General features: G+C 69.8%; 16 protein-coding genes and 1 tRNA gene. 3 read left to right on the top strand and 14 right to left on the bottom strand.

Features of this window, described 5'->3' with window-relative positions; genetic code table 11:
• Nucleotides 1–32: 32 nt before the first annotated feature.
• The 3 genes from HMPREF9062_RS07290 to polA all read right to left on the bottom strand — a co-directional run bounded on the left by HMPREF9062_RS07290 (nucleotide 33) and on the right by polA (nucleotide 6470).
• Nucleotides 33–1787, bottom strand: coding sequence for a hypothetical protein (locus tag HMPREF9062_RS07290; protein WP_009749447.1), 1755 nt, complete (start codon nucleotides 1785–1787; stop codon nucleotides 33–35).
• Nucleotides 1788–1962: 175 nt separating this feature from the next.
• Nucleotides 1963–3417 carry a 30S ribosomal protein S1 gene (rpsA, locus tag HMPREF9062_RS07285; RefSeq protein ID WP_009749446.1) on the bottom strand — a complete coding sequence of 485 codons (1455 nt, stop codon included), beginning with the start codon at nucleotides 3415–3417 and terminating at the stop codon, nucleotides 1963–1965.
• 227 nt (nucleotides 3418–3644) lie between these two features.
• Nucleotides 3645–6470, bottom strand: coding sequence for a DNA polymerase I (gene polA, locus HMPREF9062_RS07280; protein WP_034254842.1), 2826 nt, complete (start codon nucleotides 6468–6470; stop codon nucleotides 3645–3647).
• A 17-nt stretch (nucleotides 6471–6487) separates the two neighbouring features.
• Between polA and HMPREF9062_RS07275 the strand changes: the two genes are divergently transcribed.
• Nucleotides 6488–7033 (top strand): PaaI family thioesterase, encoded by a 546-nt coding sequence (locus tag HMPREF9062_RS07275; RefSeq protein ID WP_009749444.1) that lies wholly within the window; start codon nucleotides 6488–6490, stop codon nucleotides 7031–7033.
• A 71-nt stretch (nucleotides 7034–7104) separates the two neighbouring features.
• On the opposite strand, the gene HMPREF9062_RS07270 is transcribed toward HMPREF9062_RS07275, so the two are convergent.
• Entirely contained in the window at nucleotides 7105–7725 is a 621-nt protein-coding gene (locus tag HMPREF9062_RS07270) for an ANTAR domain-containing response regulator (protein WP_034253929.1), read from the bottom strand.
• Between the two features lie 68 nt (nucleotides 7726–7793).
• On the opposite strand from HMPREF9062_RS07270, the gene HMPREF9062_RS07265 reads away from it, so the two are divergent.
• Nucleotides 7794–7867: transfer RNA gene (locus HMPREF9062_RS07265), tRNA-Leu, on the top strand.
• A gap of 293 nt (nucleotides 7868–8160) precedes the next feature.
• On the opposite strand, the gene pyk is transcribed toward HMPREF9062_RS07265, so the two are convergent.
• The 9 genes from pyk to hisF form a co-directional block, all read right to left on the bottom strand.
• Nucleotides 8161–9579, bottom strand: a complete 1419-nt coding sequence (pyk, locus tag HMPREF9062_RS07260) for a pyruvate kinase (protein ID WP_009749442.1) — start codon at nucleotides 9577–9579, stop codon at nucleotides 8161–8163.
• A gap of 72 nt (nucleotides 9580–9651) precedes the next feature.
• A complete protein-coding gene (locus HMPREF9062_RS07255; RefSeq protein WP_009749441.1) occupies nucleotides 9652–11112 on the bottom strand; it encodes a glutamate synthase subunit beta in 1461 nt (486 codons plus the stop codon).
• Nucleotides 11105–15676, bottom strand: coding sequence for a glutamate synthase large subunit (gltB, locus tag HMPREF9062_RS07250; protein ID WP_034253926.1), 4572 nt, complete (start codon nucleotides 15674–15676; stop codon nucleotides 11105–11107). The genes HMPREF9062_RS07255 and gltB overlap by 8 nt, the downstream gene beginning before the upstream one ends.
• Before the next feature lie 106 nt (nucleotides 15677–15782).
• Nucleotides 15783–16685 carry a prolipoprotein diacylglyceryl transferase gene (lgt, locus tag HMPREF9062_RS07245; protein WP_009749439.1) on the bottom strand — a complete coding sequence of 301 codons (903 nt, stop codon included), beginning with the start codon at nucleotides 16683–16685 and terminating at the stop codon, nucleotides 15783–15785.
• Nucleotides 16686–17510 carry an indole-3-glycerol phosphate synthase TrpC gene (locus HMPREF9062_RS07240; protein WP_009749438.1) on the bottom strand — a complete coding sequence of 275 codons (825 nt, stop codon included), beginning with the start codon at nucleotides 17508–17510 and terminating at the stop codon, nucleotides 16686–16688.
• A 118-nt stretch (nucleotides 17511–17628) separates the two neighbouring features.
• Nucleotides 17629–18027, bottom strand: a complete 399-nt coding sequence (gene hisI / locus HMPREF9062_RS07235) for a phosphoribosyl-AMP cyclohydrolase (RefSeq protein WP_009749437.1) — start codon at nucleotides 18025–18027, stop codon at nucleotides 17629–17631.
• A gap of 47 nt (nucleotides 18028–18074) precedes the next feature.
• Nucleotides 18075–18461 (bottom strand): DUF2752 domain-containing protein, encoded by a 387-nt coding sequence (locus tag HMPREF9062_RS07230; protein ID WP_009749436.1) that lies wholly within the window; start codon nucleotides 18459–18461, stop codon nucleotides 18075–18077.
• Between the two features lie 22 nt (nucleotides 18462–18483).
• Nucleotides 18484–19026, bottom strand: a complete 543-nt coding sequence (locus tag HMPREF9062_RS13620) for a DUF4190 domain-containing protein (protein WP_253270680.1) — start codon at nucleotides 19024–19026, stop codon at nucleotides 18484–18486.
• Nucleotides 19027–19090: 64 nt separating this feature from the next.
• The gene (gene hisF / locus HMPREF9062_RS07220; RefSeq protein WP_009749434.1) at nucleotides 19091–19861 is read right to left on the bottom strand and encodes an imidazole glycerol phosphate synthase subunit HisF; all 771 of its coding nucleotides are present in this window, start codon (nucleotides 19859–19861) and stop codon (nucleotides 19091–19093) included.
• 128 nt (nucleotides 19862–19989) lie between these two features.
• Here hisF and HMPREF9062_RS12150 point away from each other — a divergent pair, with 128 nt between their 5' ends.
• The gene (locus HMPREF9062_RS12150; protein ID WP_009749433.1) at nucleotides 19990–20667 is read left to right on the top strand and encodes a 4-amino-4-deoxychorismate synthase; all 678 of its coding nucleotides are present in this window, start codon (nucleotides 19990–19992) and stop codon (nucleotides 20665–20667) included.
• Here the strand turns inward: HMPREF9062_RS12150 and HMPREF9062_RS07210 are convergent.
• Nucleotides 20645–21768, bottom strand: a 1124-nt coding sequence (locus HMPREF9062_RS07210) for a hypothetical protein (RefSeq protein WP_009749432.1), incomplete at its 5' end; no start/stop codon positions are given. The genes HMPREF9062_RS12150 and HMPREF9062_RS07210 overlap by 23 nt on opposite strands.

Raw genomic sequence — 21768 nt, 5'->3', positions numbered from 1 at the left:
GGCGTACGCGGCGCGGGGCCCGGGCGCGCCGTTCACCCGTTGACGGCTCTGTCCTGGTCACCAGCGGCGGGGGTGGCCATCGTCTCATCGCCACCGGTGCGTCGTCGGCCGGACCGCCCTCGTCCATAGGGGGCGATAGCCCACTCGACTGCGGCGATCCGGTCGACGAGACCACCGGGAGCTGACTTGCATCGGTCAAGCTCGGCCCGACCCCGTCTGCACGCCTCCTTCGCGGCAGAAGCGCGAGCGGGCTCCGCGGCGACGGTCTCGGCGGTGACCTCGGCCAGCAGCGTCAGGGCGAGACAGCTCGTCTCGGGGTCCGCGATGGCGTCGGTCAGGACGGTGAGTCGCTGGCTGATCCGCGACGTCCCCCAATCCCCCATCTGCCCGCGCACGCGGAGCCAGTGATTCCGCGCTGTCTCATGGTCGCCGCGGGCGTCCGCCGCCCGCGCGGCGGTGGCCAGGCTCGCGCACGCCAGTTCGATCCACCCCTGCGACAGGCACAGCTCGGCGGTGTCGAGGGACTCGCGTTCGGCACGCTCGACCGCACCCAGCGCCAGCAGGAGTCTGGCGAAGGCGATCCGCAAGTCGACGACGCTCTCCAGCTGGGTGTCGTCGGTGGCGAGCTCAAGCGACCGGCTGACGGTCTCGGCCGTCCTCATGGCTCGCTCGTGCACCGAGCTCAGCCCGTACCCGCGGGCGAGGACCAGCAGCTCGTCAACTTCGGCCAGCAGGGCTCCGCGTTTATCCAAGCGGTCCTCGTCGACCGCAGTGCCGGTCACCGTGCCGTAAGAGCGGCCAGCCAGCCCGGCGGCCTCGCCGGCCATACGCGACTCCACCCGGTAGGAGACGCCGTTGTTGCCGTTGCGCTTGTCGAAGCGCACACCGATCGCACGGGCGAAGGCCGTCACGGCGTCATAGGCGTGAACCACCGTGTCCCAGCCGGTGACGCTCAGCGACGCCCCCCAGGAGGTGGACCAGCTGATGGACGACCCCAGAGCGTTCGATCCGTAGCCGGCCCGGTTGGCCTCGCGCAGGACGAGGCTGGCCCCAATCGCCGTGCTCAGCATCCCCCAAGCGGTGAGTTCCTCCCCTGCGCCGGTCAGGTCGGTGTGCCGCAGCAGCGCCAGCCCCCGCTCCCACTGGCCGGACAGCCCCAGGTACTCCAATTCGTCGCCCCAGACCCGTGCACGCAGCGAACCCGGCACCTCAAGCCAGTGAAGCGACATGAACGCGTCCTCGGCTTCGACTCTGCGCCGCTGGGCGAGAAGAGGCAGAAGAGAGGCGGCCAGTTTGCGGGCGGTTCCCACCGGGTCGGCCTCGGGCCGTCTGGCCACCCCGGACGTGGTGCGGATGATGCCGGAGAAGTCGTCGTGCATTCGGGCCGCCGCCAGAGCCGCGCCAACGTCGACGCCGTCGAAGGAGAACAGCCGGGCGACGCGCAGTTGTTCGAGCGCATCGGTGCGCTCCCCGAAGAAGGTGCACAACTCCACGCGCGCGTACCGCAGGGGCAGGATGGAACGTCCCCCCGCCGCCCGCAGCCGACTGCACCGGTCAACAGCCCGGTCGATGTCCTCGCGCGAGCGCACAGGGTCCTCCCCCAGACCGGCGAGCCAGGCCCGGTCCACAGTCGCGAGAGCCGCAGCGAGGCGGGCGGCGCGCTCCCCCTGCGGCTCATCTCCCGACGGACTGATGACGAGCGCATCGTACAGGCGGGTCTGACCGGCGGGCGAGCACACATCCCCCGGGTCGGCGAGCAGGTCGGCGAGCTCGTCCCACGCGGTCATCGTCCCTCCCGGCTCATCAGTCGTGTCCGCCGTGCCCGGCCCTGCTCCCCCGCCAGCCTCGCACACCAGCGACCGTGATGCGACCAACCGCGCCCGACACGGGCGGGGGCCCGCCCACCTGCCAGTGAACGAGCCCTCGCGAGGCCGGGGCGGATCCCGTCATGAGCCCGCCGACTCAGTTGCCGGTCAACTTCTCGCGCAGAGCGGCCAGGGCCTCGTCGGAGGCCAGAGTGCCGGTCGACTCCGAAGCGGACGAGGAGTAGGAGGTGCCGCCCGATGAGGACGGGGTCCCGCTGGTCTCCGTGTCCTCCTCCATGGCCCGAGCGACCTGAGCCTTGTGGGCCTCCCACCGGGCGTGGGCGGCCGCGTACTCGGCCTCCCAGGCCTCGCGCTGGGCATCGAAGCCCTCGAGCCACTCATTGGTCTCCGGATCGAAGCCCTCGGGGTACTTGTAGTTGCCGTTCTCGTCGTATTCGGCCGCCATGCCGTACAGCGAGGGGTCGAAGTCCTCGGAGTTGGGGTCGACGCCCTCGTTGGCCTGCTTGAGCGACAGGGAGATGCGACGACGATCGAGATCGATGTCGATGACCTTGACGAAGACCTCGTCGCCGACCTTGGCGACCTGCTCGGGCACCTCGACGTGGCGCTGGGCGAGCTCGGAGATGTGGACGAGCCCCTCGATGCCGTCTTCGACGCGGACGAAGGCGCCGAAGGGAACGAGCTTGGTGACCTTGCCGGGGACGACCTGGCCGATGGCGTGGGTACGGGCGAAGGCCTGCCACGGGTCCTCCTGCGTCGCCTTGAGCGACAGGGAGACGCGCTCGCGATCGAAATCGACGTCGAGGACCTCGACGGTCACCTCCTGGCCGACCTCGACGACCTCGGAGGGGTGATCGATGTGCTTCCAGGACAGCTCGGAGACGTGGACGAGTCCGTCAACGCCGCCCAGATCCACGAAAGCGCCGAAGTTGACGATGGAGGAGACCACACCGGTGCGGATCTGCCCCTTCTGGAGGGTCTGGAGGAAACTGGTGCGCACTTCCGACTGGGTCTGCTCAAGGTAGGCCCGGCGGGAGAGAACCACGTTGTTGCGGTTCTTGTCCAGCTCGATGATCTTGGCCTCGAGCTCACGGCCGACATAGGGCTGGAGATCGCGGACGCGGCGCATCTCGACCAGGGAGGCGGGCAGGAAGCCGCGCAGGCCGATATCGAGGATGAGACCGCCCTTGACGACCTCGATGACGGAGCCGGTGACGACGCCGTCCTCCTCCTTGACCCGCTCGATAGTGCCCCAGGCGCGCTCGTACTGAGCGCGCTTCTTACTCAGGAGCAGGCGGCCCTCCTTGTCCTCCTTCTGGAGCACCAGGGCCTCGATCTCGTCGCCGACCGAGACGATCTCGTCGGGGTCGACGTCGTGTTTGATCGACAGCTCGCGTGCGAGGATGACGCCCTCGGTCTTGTAACCGATGTCGAGGAGGACCTCGTCACGGTCGACCTTGACGACGGTGCCCTCGACGATATCGCCGTCATCGAAGTACTTGATGGTCTCGTCGACGGCGGCGAGGATCTCCTCGGTCGAGCCGATGTCGTTGACGGCGACCGGGGCAGGGCTGGGCGTGGTTGTGGTCATTGAGTGGTTGCTCCGAATACGGACAGATAGGTCGGGTTGATAGGAACCATGCGTCCCCCGATCCTCGGGCCAGCCCGGACTGGTCCCTTGGCGCGGCGGCATGTCAGGAAGACACCCAGGGTCGCACATCTCGGACTCTATCAGGACACGCCCAGCGCGTAACCCGTTCGAGATCACCAAAGAGGACCGCAGATCCCGTGCAATCCCTCACTATCAATCATTCATTGTCAGTGCGCGGCCTCCCGCCAGGTCGCGCCCCGACCGACCGAGACGTCCAGGGGCACCAGCAGCTCGGCCGCGCCGGCCATTCGCTCGCGCACAACATCCTCGACGGCCGCCGACTCCCCCGGCGAGACTTCGACGAGCAGCTCATCGTGGATCTGCAGCAGCAGCCGCGAGGTCAGCCCGGCATCGTCCAGGCATTGAGCCACGTCGATCATCGCCTTCTTGACGATGTCCGCCGCACTGCCCTGGATCGGTGCGTTGAGGGCGGCCCGCTCCGCCATCTCCCGGCGCTGCCGGTTGTCGCTGGTCAGGTCCGGAAGGTAGCGGCGCCGTCCGAACATGGTCTGGGTGTAGCCGTCGCGGCGGGCCTGCTCGACAACTCCCTCGAGATAGTCGTGGACGCGGCCGAAACGGGCGAAGTAGGCGTCGCGCAGAGCGGCCGCCTCGGTGTTATCGATGCCCAGTTGCCTGGCCAGTCCGTAGGTGGACAAGCCGTAGGCGAGCCCGTAGCTCATGGCCTTGACACGACCGCGCTGCTCACCGGTGACAGCGGAGACGTCGATGTCGTGGACCATGGCGGCGACGTAGCGGTGCAGGTCCTCTCCGCTCCGGAAGGCCTCGATAAGAGCCTCATCCCCCGACAGGTGCGCCATGATGCGCATCTCGATCTGCGAGTAGTCGGCCGTCAGCAGGCACTCGTAGCCCGCGCCGACGGTGAAGGCCTCACGGATGCGCCTGCCCTCCTCGGTCCGCGCCGGAATGTTCTGCAGGTTGGGGTCGGTCGAGGAGAGCCTGCCGGTGGCGGTGATCGTCTGCTGGAAGGTGGTGTGGATGCGCCCGTCGGGCAGGATCGCTTTGCGCAGACCCTCGACGGTCTGGCGCAGCTTGATGGCGTCGCGATGCTCGAGCAGATTCTCCAGGAACGGATGCCCGGTCTTGACGTACAGGTCGGCCAGGGCGCCCGCGTCGGTGGTGTAGCCGGTCTTGGTCCGTCGAGTCCTAGGCATGTCGAGCTCGTCGAACAGAACCGTCTGAAGCTGTTTGGGGCTGGACAGGTTGAGCTCGTGGCCAGCGGCGGCCCAGGCGGCCTCGGCGGCGTGGGTGACGCGAGCATCGAGCTCCACCTCGCGGGCCGCGAGCACCGCATCCTCGACGGCGATGCCGGTGTCCTCCATCTCCGCCAGGGTCGCGGCCACGGGCATCTCCAGCTCGGTGAAAAGCATCTCGGCGTCCCGATCCCGCAACTCATCGCACAGGGCCGCGGCGAGGTCACCCTGGACGGCGGCGCGGCGGGCGGCGGCCACGGCCCCGGCCGAGATGGTGCCGCGATCCTCACAGGCGGTGAGAGCCTCCAGGTCGAAGGCGCTCTGGGCGGTGACATCATCGTCGTCGAGCGCCTCCAGATCGACGCCCAGCCAACGCTGCGCCAGGGACGCCACGTCGTAGCCGCGCTGCTCGGGGCGGCACAGGTACCCGGCCAGGGCGGGGTCGAAGACGACGCCGTCCAGGGTGAAGCCCCGGGCCCGCAGAGCGTGCCAGGCGCCCTTGGCGTCGGTGACGATCAGAGGCGTGCGGGGATCGGCGAGCACGTTCTCCAAGGTCTTCTCGTCCTCAGGCGAGGCCATCGCCAGGTCGACGACGACGGCGACGTGCGCATCCGACAGCGACACGGTGGTGGCATCGGCCCGGCCGGGAGCCAGAACCCCGACGACATCGAGACCGAGGCCAGAACCGTGGGCCTTCCCGTGGACGCTGCTCGCGCGGGCTCCGACGTGGTCCGTCAGCCACTCTCCCAGCCCCCCGGGGGCCAGGTCGCGGCCGAGTACGGCGACCTCGAGCCCCTCGAGGCGGGAGGCCGGGCAGTCCCCGCCGGTGAGCGCGGCGGCATGGTCGGCGCCGTTGTCGGCCTCGCGGAAAGTCAGGACCCTCTGAGCGCGCTGGTGAAGGGTACGGAACTCCAGGGTGTCCATGACCCGGGTGAGCTCGTCCCGGTCGGCGCAGCGCACGGCCAGGTCGGCAGTCGGGGACACGCCCAGGTCGAGGTCCGTCAGCAGGTGGTTGAGACGGCGGTTGCGCACGACGTCGGACAGGTGGTCGCGCAGGGACTGGCCCGCTTTCCCCTTGATCTCGTCGGCGTTGGCGATGACGCCCTCGAGCCCGTCGTAAAGGGTGATCCACTTCGCCGCGGTCTTGGGGCCGACTCCGGGCACGCCCGGCAGGTTGTCGCTGGTCTCGCCCACCAGGGCGGCCAGGTGGGGGTAGCGCTGCGGCGGCACGCCGTAGCGCTCCTCGACCTCGGCCGGCGTCATGCGGCGCAGGGTGGACACGCCCTTGACGGGGTAGAGCACGGTGCAGCGATCGGTGACCGTCTGGAAGGCGTCCCGGTCTCCGGAGCACAGGAGGACCTCCATGCCCTGAGCCTGGGCGGAGGCGGCCAGCGTAGCCAGGATGTCATCGGCCTCGAAACCGGGGGCGGTCAGGGAGCGCACGTTCATCGCGGCCAGCACCTCCTCGATGAGCTCGACCTGACCGACAAAGGGGGCCGGGGTCTCGTCGCGCGTGGCCTTGTATCCGGCGTACTCCTCGGTGCGGAAGGTCCCGCCGGGCAAATCGAAGGCGACCGCGACGTGGGTCGGCTCCTCGCGCTCCAGCAGGGACAGGAACATGGAGACGAAGCCGTGGACGGCATTGGTGGTCTGTCCGGTGGAGGTCGTGAAGCTGTCCACCGGCAGAGCGTAGAAGGCTCGGAAGGCCATGGAGTGGCCGTCAACGAGGAGAAGGCGTCCTCCGGCGGGGGCGGGTGCGGGGCTGGTCGCGGTAGTGCTCACCATGCCAGCCTACGGGTATGACCTCCGACCAGTTCCAGGACTCCCGATCCGCCGACGCGCCAGTCGCCTTCCCCGCCAAGGCGGTGCGCCCGTTCCCCGATCCGCGGCCCGCGGGCTCCGCCGTCAGCGCGGTGAGCGCCGTCGGCGCAGCGGGCCTGGCCGATCCCGAGCGCGGCACCCTCATGGCGACGCTGCGCATGCAGGTGCTGGAGCGCTCCGCCGAGCGGACGGTCGTGCGCATGCCGGTCGACGGGGCCCGCCAGGTCATCGGGATCCTGCACGGGGGCGCGAGCGCCGCACTTATCGAAACGACCGCCTCGGTGGCGGCACGCGAAGCCGCCCCGGACTCGACGGTGCCGGTGGGCGCCGAGCTTCAGGTCAGCCATCTGCGCCCCGCTCGGCGCGGCTGGGTGACGGCGGTCGCGACCCCGGTCCATCGGGGTCGGCGCACGACGGTCTACGAGGTGCGGATCAGCGACGAGGATGGACGCACCGTCGCCCGGGGCTCGCTGCGCAGCCTCTACACGACGCCGACGGATCCCGACAAACGCAACGAGGACTGAGGGGGCCGCCGGGGCGGCAGTGGTAGCCGGCGTCCGAATGGGGAATAAAGGGCTGCTCGAGCCCTCCGCGGTCAGCTCTCCTTGTTGTCCTTGGTTCCCGGGCCGACCTGCTCGATGACGGCCTCAGCCACCTCGCGCATGGTCAGGCGGCGGTTCATGGAGGTCTTCTGCAGCCACCTGAAGGCCTCGGGCTCGCTCAGGCCCATCTTCTCCATGAGCAGCCCCTTGGCGCGGTCGACGCGCTTGCGGGTCTCGAAACGCTCCTGCAGGTCGGAGATCTCGGTCTCCAAGGACTGGATCTCCTCGTGGCGGCTGAAGGCGATCTCCAGGGCGGGGATCAGATCGGCCGGGGTGAAGGGCTTGACCACGTAGGCCATGGCACCGGCGGCGGAGGCGCGCTCGACGAGCTCGGTCTGCGAGAACGCCGTGAGCATGACAACAGCGCAGTTGTGCTTGTCCAGGATGCGCTCGGCAGCGGTGATGCCATCCAGAACCGGCATCTTGACGTCCATGACGCACAGGTCGACCACGTGCTCGTCGGCGAGCCGCACGGCCTCCTCACCATCGGCGGCCTCGGCGACGACCTCGTAACCGGCGTCGGTGAGGGTCTCGACGATATCCAGGCGGATCAAGGTCTCGTCCTCGGCGACCAGGACCCTGCGGGTGCGGGAAGAACTTGACTCGTTGCTCACGCGCTGAATCCTAGTATGGTGGGCCACGTCGACGCGCGAGCGGCACCCGTTCCTGTGAGCGCGGCCACGCCTCCATAGCCCAACTGGCAGAGGCATCCGACTCAAAATCGGAGTGTTGTGGGTTCGAATCCCACTGGAGGTACCGAAAGTTCCGGGCTCTGGGACGGCGGAACCGCACGCCCGCTTCTCCTCCTCCTTGAGAGGGCACCGCGACGGTCGACCTCGCCAACCTTCTCCCAGGGCCGCCGATGCCAGCCGACCCTCGCTCATGACCGGAGGAGTGACGAGCTCCTCTCACCGGACGGAGCCGAAGAACGCGTACGGCAGGGGCTCGGTGATGAGATCGGCCGGCCTCGTCAGCACACGAAGTCGGGGGGGAGGTCGATCATCGGGCTCGACCCTCCCCGCCACGAATCCGTCCGCGGCTCCGTCGAGTCAGTCAGTCTCGCCGACCGTGTGAAGGCGGATCGAGTTGGTCGACCCGGGCGTGCCCGGGGGCATGCCCGCCACGATGATGACGCCGTCGCCGGGCCGCGCCAAATGCTTGGACTGGAGCAACTCGTCGACCTGGACGACCATGTCGTCGGTGTGCTTGACCTCGGGCACCTCGTAGGTCTGCACGCCCCAGGACACCGCCAGCTGGTTGCGCGTGGAGTGCAGAGGGGTGAACGCCAGCAGCGGGAGGGGCGAACGCAGACGGGACAGCCGCCGGGCGGTGTCCCCCGACTGGGTGAAGGTCACCAGATAGGTGATGTCGAGCTGCTCGCCCATCTCCGCGGCCGCGCGCGTGAGCGCCCCCCCGCGGGTCTGCGGGTAGGACCCGAGCGGCGCGATGCGCTCGCCACCGTGCTGCTCGACATTCTCGATGATGTTGGCCATGGTGCGCACGGCCTCGATGGGGTAGGCGCCTACGGAGGTCTCGCCGGAGAGCATGACGGCGTCGGCCCCGTCGAGGATCGCGTTGGCGCAGTCGGAGGCCTCGGCACGGGTGGGACGCGGGTTCTGAATCATGGACTCCAGCACCTGCGTGGCGACGATGACGGGTTTGGCCTGGCGGCGGGCCAGTTCAATAGCGCGCTTCTGAACCAGCGGGACGGCCTCCAGCGGCATCTCGACGCCCAGGTCCCCGCGAGCGACCATAATGCCGTCGAAGGCGGAAACGATGTCGAAGAGGTTCTCCACCGCCTGGGGCTTCTCGATCTTGGCGATGACGGGGATGCGGACCCCGGCCTCGTCCATGATGTCGTGAACGTCCTTGATGTCGTCCGCAGTGCGCACGAAGGACAGGGCGATGAGGTCGGCGCCGATCGTGATGGCCCAGCGCAGGTCGTCGCGGTCCTTCTCGCTTAGGGCCGGCACCGAGACGGCCACGCCGGGCAGGTTGAGCCCCTTGTGGTTGGAGACGTAGCCGGGCACCTCGACCTTGGTGATGACATCGGTATCCGTGACCGCGGTGACGCGCACGGCGACGTTACCGTCGTCAATGAGAAGGCGATCCCCGGGCCGGCAGTCACCCGGTAGACCTTTGAAGGTTGTGGAGACGCGCTTGACCGTGCCGAGGATATCGTCAGTGGTGATCGTGAACTCGTCGCCCTTGTTGAGCATGACCTTCTGGTCGTTGACGAAGCTGCCCAGACGGATCTTGGGCCCCTGGAGGTCGACGAGGATGGCGACGGGGCGTCCGGAGGCCTCGGAGGCCGCGCGCACGCGGGCGATGACCTCCTCCTGGTCCTCGGCGCGCCCGTGGGAGCGGTTGATGCGTGCAACGTTCATGCCTGCGTCCACGAGCGCCTGCACCTGCTCGGGAGAGTCAGTGGCGGGTCCCAGGGTGCATACGATCTTTGCTCTGCGCATGGGGCAAGCGTAGAGGACGCCCGCCCTTTACGACGAGGCCGGGAACCACTGACCCACCTGTTGGGAGCTTCGTCACGGTCGGTACTGCACTTGGGAAGGCGTGATCGGACTGGGAAGCCCGGTGGTCCCGCACAGGTAGCGGTCCACGGAGGCTGCGGCTGAACGGCCTTCAGCGATCGCCCACACGATGAGGCTCTGGCCGCGACCCGAGTCGCCCGCCACGAAGACCCCGGGCACGCCCGCGCTCCAGTCGTTATCGCGTTCGATGCGCCCGCGGGCGTCCAGGGTCAGCCCCAGCTGCTCGACCAGACCGGTCGGGGCCACGCCCGTGAAGCCCATGGCCAGCAGTACGAGCTCGGCGGGAATGATGCGCTCGGCGCCCTCCACGGGTACCGGACGGCCGCCCTCGAAACGAACCTCGGAGATCCGCAGAGAACCGACCCGCCCCTCGCCGTCGTCAAGCATCTCGAGCGTGGACGCGGCCCAGATACGCTCACCACCCTCCTCGTGGGCGGATGCGACCTTGTACAGGCGCGGGTAAGCGGGCCAGGGCTGATCCGCGGGCCGCTCGGAGGGAGGAGCGGGCATGATTTCAATGGAGGTCACTGACGCCGCGCCCTGCCGGATCGCCGTGCCCAGACAGTCCGCGCCGGTATCGCCGCCGCCGATGATGACGACGTCCCTGCCCTCGGCGCTGATGGGAGTCGAGCCGCCCCCATGGACTTCGCGAGTCGCGGCGGTCAGGTAGTCCAAGGCCTGGTGAATGCCTCGAAGCTCGCGTCCGGGTACGCCCAGGTCGCGGCGCTGCGGCGTGCCCATGGCGATGACGACGGCGTCGTAGGACTCCAGGAGCTCCGGGCCGGTGACGTCGGCGCCGACATCGACCCCGGTGCGGAAGCGGGTGCCCTCCGCCTCCATCTGGGCCAGACGCCGGTCCAGGATCGCCTTCTCCAGTTTGAACTCGGGGATGCCGTAGCGCAGCAGCCCCCCGGGGCGATCATCCTTCTCGAAGACGGCCACAGTGTGCCCGGCCCGCGTCAGCTGCTGGGCGGCGGCCAGGCCCGCAGGCCCCGAGCCGACGACGGCGACCGTGGAGCCGGTCAGGACGGCGGGCACCTGCGGGGTGATCAGGTCGTCATCGAAGCCGGTGTCGGCCAGGGAGTGCTCGATGCTCCTGATGGTGATGGGCGGCTGATTGATGCCCAGGGTGCAGGCGTACTCGCAGGGCGCCGGGCACAGCCTGCCGGTGAAATCCGGGAAGTTGTTGGTGGCGTGGAGGCGCTCGACGGCGCCGGCCGTGTCACCCCTCCAGGTCAGGTCGTTCCACTCGGGGATCAGGTTGCCCAACGGGCAGCCCGAGTGGCAGAAGGGAATGCCGCAGTTCATGCAGCGCGAGGCCTGACGGCGCAGCACGGCCCCGTCCCAGCCGGTGCGGTCTTCGATCTCCTTGTAATCGAGGATGCGGACTTCAACGGGTCGGCGGGCGGGCAGTTCGCGCTCGGTAACGGTCAGGAAGCCGCGGGGATCAGCCACGGGACACCTCCAGGATTCTCTTCCACACAGTGGCATCGGACGGGGTCTGGCCGTTACCGCGCGTCTCGGCCAGGATCCGGCGCACGTTGGCGTAGTGGCGCGGCAGGATGCGTGTGAAGCGCTCGGACAGGGCACTGGGATTCTCCAGCAGAGCGGCGGCGACGGCGGAGCCGGTTTCGGCCGCGTGCCGGTGCAGGATCGTCGTGAGCACTTCGCGGTCGGAGGCACTCGGAGCGGCCAGCTCGAGCGCGCCCGAAGCGAGAGCCTCGGCGTTCACCTTGGCGCGGTCCAGGTCCATCACGTAGGCGGTGCCCCCGCTCATTCCCGCGGCGACGTTGCGGCCCGTGGGCCCCAGGATGACGACGGTGCCGCCGGTCATGTACTCCAGGGCATGGTCGCCGGTGCCCTCGGCCACGAGGGTGGCCCCCGAGCCGCGCACGCCGAAGCGCTCGCCGACGCGCCCGCGGATGAACAGCTCGCCGGCGGTGGCACCGTAGCCGATGACGTTGCCAGCGACGACGTTGTCCTCGGCCACGAAGCCGGCGTCCTCGGCGGGGCGCACGCTCACCCGCCCGCCGCACAGCGACTTGCCCACGTAATCGTTGGCGTCGCCGGTCAGACGGATGGTCACCCCGTGCGGCATGAAAGCGCCCAGGGACTGGCCGGCGGAGCCGGTCAGGGCGATCTCCACGGTTCCGTCGGCCAGACCCTCGTCTCCGTAGACCTTGGCGATCTCATGGCCGAGCATGGTGCCCACCGAACGGTCCGTGTTCCGCACCGAGTGAGCGATGGCCACATGGTCCCCGCGGGTCAGCGCGGGGGCGGCCTGCTTGATGAGGGTGCGATCCAGGACGTGGTCCAGTCCGTGCTCCTGGGCGCGCACGCGGTAAAGGGCCGAGCCGGGCCGCGGCTGGGCCATCATGAGCGTGTCGGTCAGGTCCAGACCGCGAGCCTTCCAATGCTCGACGGCACGACGGGCGTCGAGCAGGTCGGCGCGGCCGACCGCCTCCTCGATGCTGCGCAGCCCCAGGCCGGCGAGGAGCTCGCGCACCTCCTCGGCGATGTAGCGGAAGAAGGCGATGATGAACTCGGGACGTGCGGAGAAACGCTCGCGCAGCAACGGATTCTGCGTGGCCACGCCCACCGGGCAGGTGTCCAGGTGGCACTTGCGCATCATGACGCACCCTGAGACGACCAGGGCGGTGGTGGCGAAGCCGAATTCTTCGGCGCCCAGAAGCGCGGCGACCACCACGTCGCGGCCGGTCTTGAGCTGCCCGTCGCACTGGACGACGATGCGGTCGCGCAGATCGTTGAGTACGAGCGTCTGCTGGGCCTCGGCCAGGCCGATCTCCCAGGGGGCGCCGGCGTGCTTGACACTGGTCAGAGGCGCCGCGCCGGTGCCGCCGTCGTATCCGGAGATGAGAACGACGTCGGCCTTGGCCTTGGCAACCCCCGCGGCGACCGTGCCCACTCCGATCTCGGAGACGAGCTTGACATGGACGCGGGCGTCCTCGTTGGCGTTCTTCAGGTCGCTGATGAGCTGGGCCAGGTCCTCAATGGAGTAGATGTCGTGGTGGGGCGGCGGCGAGACGAGCCCGACACCCGGAGTGGAGCGGCGGGCCCGAGCGACCCACGGGTAGACCTTGTGAGCGGGCAGCTGGCCGCCCTCACCGGGCTTGGCGCCCTGGGCCATCTTGATCTGGATGTCCTCGGCGCAGGTGAGGTATTCGGCCGTGACCCCGAAGCGGCCGGAGGCGACCTGCTTGATCTTCGAACAGCGCTCCGGATCGTGCAGGCGTTCGCGCATCTCGCCGCCCTCCCCCGTATTCGACTTGGCGCCGAGCCGGTTCATGGCGATGGCCAGGGTCTCGTGAGCCTCCTCGGAGATGGAGCCGTAACTCATCGCTCCGGTGGCGAAGCGCGTGACGATCGACTCGACGGGCTCGACCTCCTCCAGCGGCACCGGGTCGACGTCCTCGGTGCGCAAACGCATGAGTCCGCGCAGGGTCATCAAACGCTCCGACTGGTCATTGATCTCGTCGGTGTAGCGGCGGAAGACGTCGCGCCGGCCGGTGCGTGTGGCGTACTGGAGGCGCGAAACGGTGTCCGGGTTGAACAGGTGCTCCTCACCCTCGCGGCGCCATTGGTAGTCTCCTCCGGTCGCCAGAGTGCGGTGGGCCGGGGAGACGCCCGAGGGTGGATAGGCGACCAGGTGGCGCGCCAGGACTTCGGCGGCAATGACGTCCAGACCGACGCCGCCCACGGGCGTGGGAGTGCCGGCGAAGTACTCGTCGACCAGCTCGGCGGACAGGCCCACGGCCTGGAAGACCTGGGCGCCGCGGTAGGAGGCAACCGTCGAGATGCCCATCTTGGACATGACCTTGAGCACCCCCGTGCCGAGGGCGTGCACGAGGTTGGCGACGGCCCGGTCGGGTTCGACCGCGATCGCGCCCGAGCGCGCCAGATCCTCTACGGACTCCATAGCGAGATAGGGGTTAACGGCAGCGGCGCCGTAGCCGATGAGCAGGGCGACGTGGTGGACCTCGCGCACGTCGCCGGCCTCGACGACTAGCCCGACCTCGGTCCGCGTGTGAGCGCGCAGCAGATGGTGGTGCACGGCGCTGGTCAGCAGCAGCGAGGGGATCGGCGCCATCTCGGCGGTGGACTCGCGGTCCGACAGGATGATGAAGGAGGTGCCCCGCTCGACGGCCTCATCGATCTCGGCGCAAATCTCTTTCAGGCGTTTCCGCAGCGCCCCCTCGCCGCCGCTGACCCGGAACAGTCCCGTGATCTTGACCGCGGTGAAGCCCTTGCCGGCCCGGGCGCGCCCGATGTGGGCGATCTGAGCGAGCTGGTCGGAGGTGAGCACCGGGAAGGGGATGACGAGCTTGCGGGCGTGCTCGGGCTCGTCGGCCAGAAAGTTCGGCTCGGGCCCGATCGCCGTCGACAGGGACGTGACGAGCTCCTCGCGATAAGAGTCCAGCGGCGGGTTGGTGACCTGGGCGAACAACTGAGTGAAGTAGTCGAAGACGAGCCGGGGCCGTGAGGAGAGGACCGCGATGGGCGTGTCGGTTCCCATCGACCCGATGGCCTCCGCACCGTCCACCGCCATAGGGGTCAGCAGCATGGACAGCTCCTCGTGGGTGTAGCCGAAGGTCTGCTGACGGCGCAGGACCGAGGCGGCGGAGTGGCCCACGTGCTCGCGGCGGGGCAGATCCTCCAGGTGGACCATGTGCTCGGCCAGCCATTGATCGTAGGGCGCCCGACGGGCCAGCGCCCCCTTGATCTCCGCGTCGGGCACGACTCGTCCGCTCTCCAGATCGACCAGGAACATGGTGCCGGGCTCCAGGCGCCCGCGGGCGACGATGTCCGGCTCGGCGATGGGCAGGACGCCGGTCTCGGAGGCCAGCACGACAGTGCCGTCCCTGGTGACGGTCCAGCGGCCGGGTCGCAGACCGTTGCGGTCCATGACCGCCCCCACCTGGCTCCCGTCGGTGAAGACCATGGCCGCCGGTCCGTCCCACGGTTCGACGATGCCCGCGCTGTAGCGGTAGAAGGCGCGTAGCGCCGGGTCCATGGTCGTGTCCTTCTCCCAGGCCTGCGGCACGAGCATCGCCATGGCGTGCGGCATGGAGCGGCCGGCCAGTGTCAGCAGCTCGAAGACTTCGTCCAGGGAGGCGGAGTCCGACGAGCCCGGCGTGCACACCGGCAGCAGCGGCGCAAGGTCCCCCAGGAGGGACGACCTCATGAGTCCCTCGCGAGCGGCCATCCAGTTGCGGTTGCCGCGCACGGTGTTGATCTCGCCGTTGTGGGCGATCATGCGGAAAGGCTGGGCCAGCGGCCAGGAGGGGAAGGTGTTGGTCGAGAAGCGGGAGTGGACCAGGGCGACGCGGGTGGCCATGCGCTCATCGGTCAGGTCGGGGAAGAAGGGGGCCAGCTGGTTGGTGGTGAGCATGCCCTTGTAGACCAGAGTCCGGCTGGACAGCGAGGCCATGTAGACGTCGGCCTCGTTCTGGGCGCGTCGCCGCAGTCGGTAGGCCAGCCGGTCCAGGGCGAGCCCGCTCAGGCGGCCGGCCCGGTCGGTGACGACCAGGTGGCGGAAGATCGGCATGCAACCGCGGGCCGTCGGGCCGATCATGGAGTCGTCGGTGGGCACGTCCCGCCAAGCCACGACGCGCAGGCCCTCCTGCCGGGCGATGCGCTCGATGGCGGCGACCGCTCGGGAGCGCGCCTGGGCGCCGTCGTACGCGCCGGGGAGGAAGACCAGGCCGACGGCGTAGGCGCCGGCAGCGGGCAGGGAGGCGATCTCCTCACGGAGGAAGGCGTCGGGCACCGCCATGAGCAGGCCCGCTCCGTCTCCCGAGCTCTCCTCGGCGCCCACGGCGCCGCGGTGGTCCAGACGCTCAAGGACGTGCAGTGCGTCGACGACCACGGAGTGAGTCGGGACTCCGCCGAGGCGGGCGACGAAGCCCATGCCACAGGCATCGTGCTCCTGGGCCGGGTCGTAGAGTCCCCGGCGGCGGGGAGCTGTCACGATGGGAGGGGTATGAGGGGTGTGCTGCATGCCGACCGTCCTTCGGTGGGTCAGTCCCGGCGCCCCGCGCCGTAGACTCGCAGCCCTGGATGCGGGACTGCCGCGTCTCGTTCATGCGAACGATCGCAGCACTCCATTACCCCTCTATTTCGCCATATTCTCCTTGCGCATCTTCCGTCCGGGGCTGTGGTTCGTCGCCTTGGGCAGTGATCGCCTCGCTGGTGATCGCATCACTGAGGTGACGACGCGACACGACAATGTAGCCGGCCAGACCGAGTAGGAAGACGACGAGTGAAGTCCACACGTTGAGACGCAGCCCGAGCAGGTGGTGCGCCTCGTCGATGCGCAGACATTCGATCCAAGCCCGCCCGACTGTGTAGACCATGAGGTAGACCCAAATGAGCCGACCGCCCACGCTCTGACCGCGCCGGCGCCAGCGCCGCTCGAGCCCCACGATCAGGGCCGCCCCGACAAGATCCCACAGCGCTTCGTAGAGGAAGGCCGGGTGGAACAGGGTCCCGTCGGCGTAGCCGGGCGGAAGGTGCGCGGCATCGATCTCCAGACCCCACGGCAGGGTGGTGGGCAAACCGAAGATCTCCTGGTTGAACCAGTTCCCCAGGCGACCGATCGCCTGGGCGACCAAGAGCGCCGGTGCGACGGCGTCGGCGAAGGGCGACAGGCGCAGGCCCCGCCGGTGCAGCAGCCAGGCGCCGGCGGCGATACCGGCGGCGATGGAACCCCACAGCCCCTGCCCGCCGTGCCAGATCTGGGGGATCTCCCAGGGGTCGCCGTTGGGCCCGAAGTAGGCCGATGGAGAGGTCAGCACATGGTAGAGTCGCGCGCCCACGATGCCCACCGGCACGGCCAAGATGGCGATGTCGAAGGTCGTATCCTCATCGCCTCCCCGCGCCCGATAACGCCGCGAGGTCCACCACGCCGCCGCGAAGATACCAGCGAGGGTGCACAGTGCGTAGGCGCGAACGGGAAACGGCCCGAGGTGCCACACTCCCCGGGCGGGGCTGGGTATGGAGGCGAGCATTCAGAAGACCTCTCGGTGGGTGGCGGGAAGGAGCGCCGGATGGCTGCCGGCGGCGACCAGCTCGGCGACGAATTGCTGGGGGTCGGCCGAGCGGATGACGGCCTCTCCCACGATGACGACATCGGCCCCGGCGCGCGCGTAGCTCATTACGTCGTGGGGGCCGCAGACGCCGCCGGTGGCGACACGGGTCACCGAGGCGGGCAGCACATCCGCGACCTGCTCGAAACGCGAGCGATCGACGGCCAGCGTGTCCGGATCACGAGCGTCGACCGACACGTAACGCGCTCCGGCGGTCACGGCGGCCAGCGCCTCGTGCCGCGAGTGCGCCTCGACGACCGCCGCCATGCCCAGAGAATGGGTGCGCTCGATCAGCGACTCTAGAACGAGCGGCTCGAGGCGGGCGTCCACGACGAGCATGTCGGCCCCGTGAGCCCTGGCCTCGTGGACCTGGTAGGGGGTGACGATGACGTCGTTGGCCAGCACCGGCACCTCTACGGCCCCGCGCACCGCGTCGAGATCGGCCAGGCGCCCGTGGGAGCGCACCGGCTCGGTGACCACGGAGACGCAGGCGGCCCCGCCGGCCTCGTAGAAGCGGGCGAGAACGGCCACGTCCCCCACTCCCGACAGGTCCGCGAAGGTCGCGGTGGCGCGCTTGACCTCGGCGATCACGGAGACGGCGCGCCCCGGCGAGCGCAGCGCCGAGGTGACGTCGCGCGCGGTGGGGGCCGAGCGGACCCGCCCGCGCAGCTCCTCCAATGGAGCGCGTCGCTGCCGGGAGGCGACGGCGGCCCGGGCGGCTGCGACGAGGTCGTCGAAGGCCATCACGAGACACCACCTCCTGCATGCGCGAGACCAGGACTGCGCCGTGCGCAGCCAGCAGGTGCGCCGGCGGCGCCCTCCTCGGGCAATCGTCCCCGGGGGCGGGCTGCTGAGGCAAATCCGCTCAGCCGAGGGGACGCCTCCCTACGAGGGCGCCCAGGTCGCCCCCGGCCAGGAAGCACGTGCGCTCACCGGTGTGGCAGGCGGCCCCGACCTGGTCGACCTCGACCAGCAGAGCGTCGCCGTCGCAGTCGAGGTGGACGGCCTTGACGTACTGGCAGTGCCCTGAGGTGTCACCCTTGCGCCAGTACTCCCGACGGGACCGGGACCAGAACGTCACGCGCCCTTCGGTCAGCGTGCGGTGCAGTGCCTCATCGTCCATCCACCCGACCATGAGGACCTCGCGCGTGTCGTACTGCTGGACGACGGCGGCGACGAGCCCGCCCGCGTCGCGCTTGAGACGGGAGGCGAGCCCGGCGGGCAAGGAGGACGCGAATGGGGCCGGGCAGTGGGAGTCGTTCACGGCCGGATTGTCCCATGGTGTCCGAACCCTCACCGCCCGACGGCGTATCAGGCCCCGTATCCGGGCGGGCCGAGGAGGCGGGCCAGCCAGGGCTGGAGCCACGGCGTATTACGGGCCGCGAAGAAGACCACCGCCGTGACACCCAGGGCGATCCCCTCCCGCCCGGTCAGGAGCATCCGCGTGCGCCCCTGCGCCCGGGCCGCCGCATAGCGCAGGAGGGCCGCCACCAGGACGCACTCCAGCATGAGGGCGAAGGGGTTCCAGCCGAGCGCCTCCGTCAGACTCCCGTCCAAGAGCGCCCGGGTCGCCCGGGTGCCACCGCACAGCGGACACCACAGACCGGTGACGACATGAAGAAGGCACGTGTTGGAGCCCGGCCACCACGCAGGAAGGTGCTGCGCAGACGTACTGGTGAGCAATGCCGACAGCGCCATCGACAAAGTCCTCTCGTCGGGGTCAGTGGGAGAACTGGTAGAGCCCGTTCGAGTAATTGACGATGACCCCGATCGTGTTGAGTATGGAGAAGGCGATCCCCAGCGACAGGCCGACAATGGCCATGGTCTTGTTACTCGCCTGCCCGCGGTTGGCGGCGCTGATGCCCATCGCGCCGCAGATGATGGCGGGGATGCCCGTGAACCATGAACAGCACACCGAGGCGATCCCCAGTCCGAGGGCCCAGCCCCCCAGAGCGTTCTTCTCAGTGCCGGCCCCGTAAGGACTCATGCCGGGGCCGTAGGCGCCGCCCGCGGGGTAGGGCGTCGGCTCCTGGGGGTACTGCTGGGACTGGTCCCCGTAGGACGTCGGGTTCCCGTACGGGTCCGAGTAGGACTGGTTCGGGTCGTAGCCGCCCCCCTGGGACGGGCCGCCCGGGGCGCTCGGGGCGCTCGAGGAGTTGTTGTGATCGTTGCCCTGGCCGAAGCCGGGCTGGTTCGGATCGTGGTTCGGATCGTACTGCGTCATAAGAGTCTCCAAGTGGGTAAGGGTGACGGGGGTCGTCACTGAAGGGTAGCGGGCCGGTACGGTTCTGATGCAACCTCGTTGCACGGCGCGGCGTGGGGAGTTCTCACCGCACGGGATGACCCGCCCGACGCAGAGCCTGCTTCACGGCGCCGATGGTGAAGACCCCGTAGTGGAAAACGCTCGCCGCCAGCACCGCGTCCGCGCCGTGGTCCGCGGCGTCGGCGAAGTCCTCCGGCCGCCCCGCACCCCCCGAGGCGATGAGCGGGACGCTCACCTCGCGGCGGACGTCGTCAAGCATACGCAGGTCGAAACCCGCTGTGACGCCGTCGGCGTCCATCGAATTGAGCAGGATCTCACCGGCCCCCAGCCCGACGGCGCGCACGGCCCACCGGACGGCGTCGATGCCGGTGGAGCGCCGGCCCCCGTGAGTTGTCACCTCGTAGCCCGACTCGGTGCTCACGCCCCGCGGGCAGCGACGGGCGTCCACCGATAGGACCAGGACCTGGTTGCCGAAGCGCTCGGCGACCTCGCTCAGCAGCGCGGGACGGTCGATGGCGGCAGTGTTGATGCCGACCTTGTCCGCCCCCGCGCGCAGGAGGCGATCGACGTCATCGACGCTGCGCACTCCCCCGCCCACGGTCAACGGGACGAAGACCTGCTCGGCGGCAGCGGCCACGACCTCCAGCATGGTCGAACGTCCCTCGGCGGAGGCGGAGACGTCCAGGAAGGTGATCTCGTCGGCGCCCTGAACGTCGTAGCGCCGGGCGAGCTCGACCGGGTCGCCGGCATCCCGAAGCCCGGTGAAGTTGACGCCCTTGACGACACGCCCGTCCTTGACGTCGAGGCACGGGATGACGCGGACGGCGACGCTCATGGCGGCTCCTGGACGGATCGGCTGGACGGATCGGCGGCGGGCACCGTGCCAGAGTAGCGCGGCCGTGCCGCCGCGAGCCCCGCGCCGTTCCGCTGCCCTTGGCCAGCATCGGCTCATATCCTGCCGACATGTCCGCCCCCGTACCCGATGTCGACCGTAGCGTCCCGTTCGATGAGGCCGTGAGCGCGCTCATGGACCTCCTGCGCCGCCGCGAGGACGGCTCATCCGACCGGTGGCGCAGGCAGGGAGCACTCGTGGTGGTGGACGGCCCTACGGGGGCGGGCAAGACGACCCTCGCGCACTCCCTCGTCGGAGCCCTCGCGCGAGGGAACGCCTCATACGGCGCGCGCGTGCTCGAACTGGAAGCGGTCGTGCCCGGCTGGGACGGGCTGGCGGAGGGGGTGCGCCGGTGCGCCGGGCTTCTGGCCGATCTCGACTGCGGGCGGCCGGCGCACGCCCCCCGGTGGAACTGGCATTCCATGAGGCCGGGCGGCCGGGTGTCCCTGCCCCCGCTGGCCGGAGGGCTTCTCGTGCTCGAGGGCTGCGGCGCGCTCGCCGCAGCGGCGCAGCCCCTGAGGGGACTGGTGGCGGTGCGCGTCTGGGTCACCGCCCCGCCGCGCACCCGCCGCGCCCGCATCGCCGCCCGCGACGCCTACGGGTGGGACGTGTCCGCCTGGGAGGTCCAGGAGCGCTCACTCGCCCGCGCCTGGCGGAACCGGGCCGGCCTGGGACCGGACCTGGTCGTCGACTCCCGGGACGGACCCGCCACTGCGCTCGGAACGCCTACTGAGTCGCGCCGGGAGTAACGTGCACGATCCCGGAGCTGGCGTCGGAAGGCGGGGACGGCGAGACGGTGGCGTCGGTGAGCTCATCGGCGTCCGCGATGGCCAGGACATCGACGACGACGGCCACCGCCCCCTCGCCGGCCGCCTGGTCCGTCGGGATGGAGATGACGACGCGACTGCCCACCTGGGCGTCGACCAGGTGCTCCCTGATGCCCGCGAGAGTGTGGGACATGTCGATAATGCCGGGCGGCGTCGTGGTGCCGTAGGTGCTGGTGCGCTGCTCGCCATCGGACCAGTTCACGATGGCGTACCGGGCCAGGACGACGCTCTCGGACTGGACCTGGGACCCGTCGCCCTGGACGAGGACGGCGGCGGTGGAGCGAGTGGGCGCAGGCAGCCCCTGCACGGACATCGCGATGGTGCCGTCATCGTTGACCGTGACCGACGGCATGCCGTCGGACGGCGACTGGGAGGACCCGGTCGCGGTGGTGGGCAGCACGTCAACCACGGTGATCTCGGTGGTCAGCGCCCCGTTCTCCGTCGTCAGGGGGGCGCGCAGAACGATCCGCGATCCCTCGGTGACGCCCGAGACTGCATTGGCAAGGTCGGACCCCAGAGCGTCGGAGTCGAGCGTCCCCCTGTACAGCCTCGTGCCGGTTCCAGTCCCGGTGGTGTTCGTGCCGTTGGCGCCGCTGAAGGTGGCCACCGACAGCAGGACCGCGTCGCCGAGCCGCAGGGAGCGGCCCTGGCCGGTGATGACCTCGTCGGTGCTGATCGTGGTGGCGGGCGTGAGACTCCCTTTGAGGGAGACGACGGGGACGGCGCCGACGCGTCCGGCGACTTCCAGGACCGTGTCCAGCGGTCCATCGGCACTGACGGTTCCGGCGGAGGCGGCCCCGCTGGTGCTGGCGCGGCCCGATCCTCCGCCGGCCATGTGGGTCACGACCAGGGGCACCGCGACGATGGCGACCGCCGCGAGAACGGCCAGAACGACGGCGACGCTCCCCCTGGGTCGGGGTCGGCCCAGGGCCGCGCCGATGGCGCGCTGGGCGCCCGTGGAGGCGGGGGGCTCGGCCGCGCAGGGCGAAGAGGCCGACGGCTCCGACGGCCCGGGCGGCGCTG

Source organism: Actinomyces sp. oral taxon 448 str. F0400 (genome assembly GCF_000220835.1).
GTDB lineage: Bacteria > Actinomycetota > Actinomycetes > Actinomycetales > Actinomycetaceae > Actinomyces.
Note: the sequence above shows the minus strand (reverse complement) of the source record. Positions and strands in the feature narration are given on the sequence as shown.

Excerpts from the sequence above, each read along its gene's own strand:
- HMPREF9062_RS12150 (WP_009749433.1), top strand. The coding sequence starts at position 19,990 with ATGTCCGCCCCCGTACCCGATGTCGACCGTAGCGTCCCGTTCGATGAG.
- gltB (WP_034253926.1), bottom strand. The coding sequence starts at position 15,676 with ATGCAGCACACCCCTCATACCCCTCCCATCGTGACAGCTCCCCGCCGC.
- pyk (WP_009749442.1), bottom strand. The coding sequence starts at position 9,579 with ATGCGCAGAGCAAAGATCGTATGCACCCTGGGACCCGCCACTGACTCT.
- rpsA (WP_009749446.1), bottom strand. The coding sequence starts at position 3,417 with ATGACCACAACCACGCCCAGCCCTGCCCCGGTCGCCGTCAACGACATC.
- HMPREF9062_RS07290 (WP_009749447.1), bottom strand. The coding sequence starts at position 1,787 with ATGACCGCGTGGGACGAGCTCGCCGACCTGCTCGCCGACCCGGGGGAT.
- HMPREF9062_RS07230 (WP_009749436.1), bottom strand. The coding sequence starts at position 18,461 with ATGGCGCTGTCGGCATTGCTCACCAGTACGTCTGCGCAGCACCTTCCT.
- hisF (WP_009749434.1), bottom strand. The coding sequence starts at position 19,861 with ATGAGCGTCGCCGTCCGCGTCATCCCGTGCCTCGACGTCAAGGACGGG.
- lgt (WP_009749439.1), bottom strand. The coding sequence starts at position 16,685 with ATGCTCGCCTCCATACCCAGCCCCGCCCGGGGAGTGTGGCACCTCGGG.
- HMPREF9062_RS07275 (WP_009749444.1), top strand. The coding sequence starts at position 6,488 with ATGACCTCCGACCAGTTCCAGGACTCCCGATCCGCCGACGCGCCAGTC.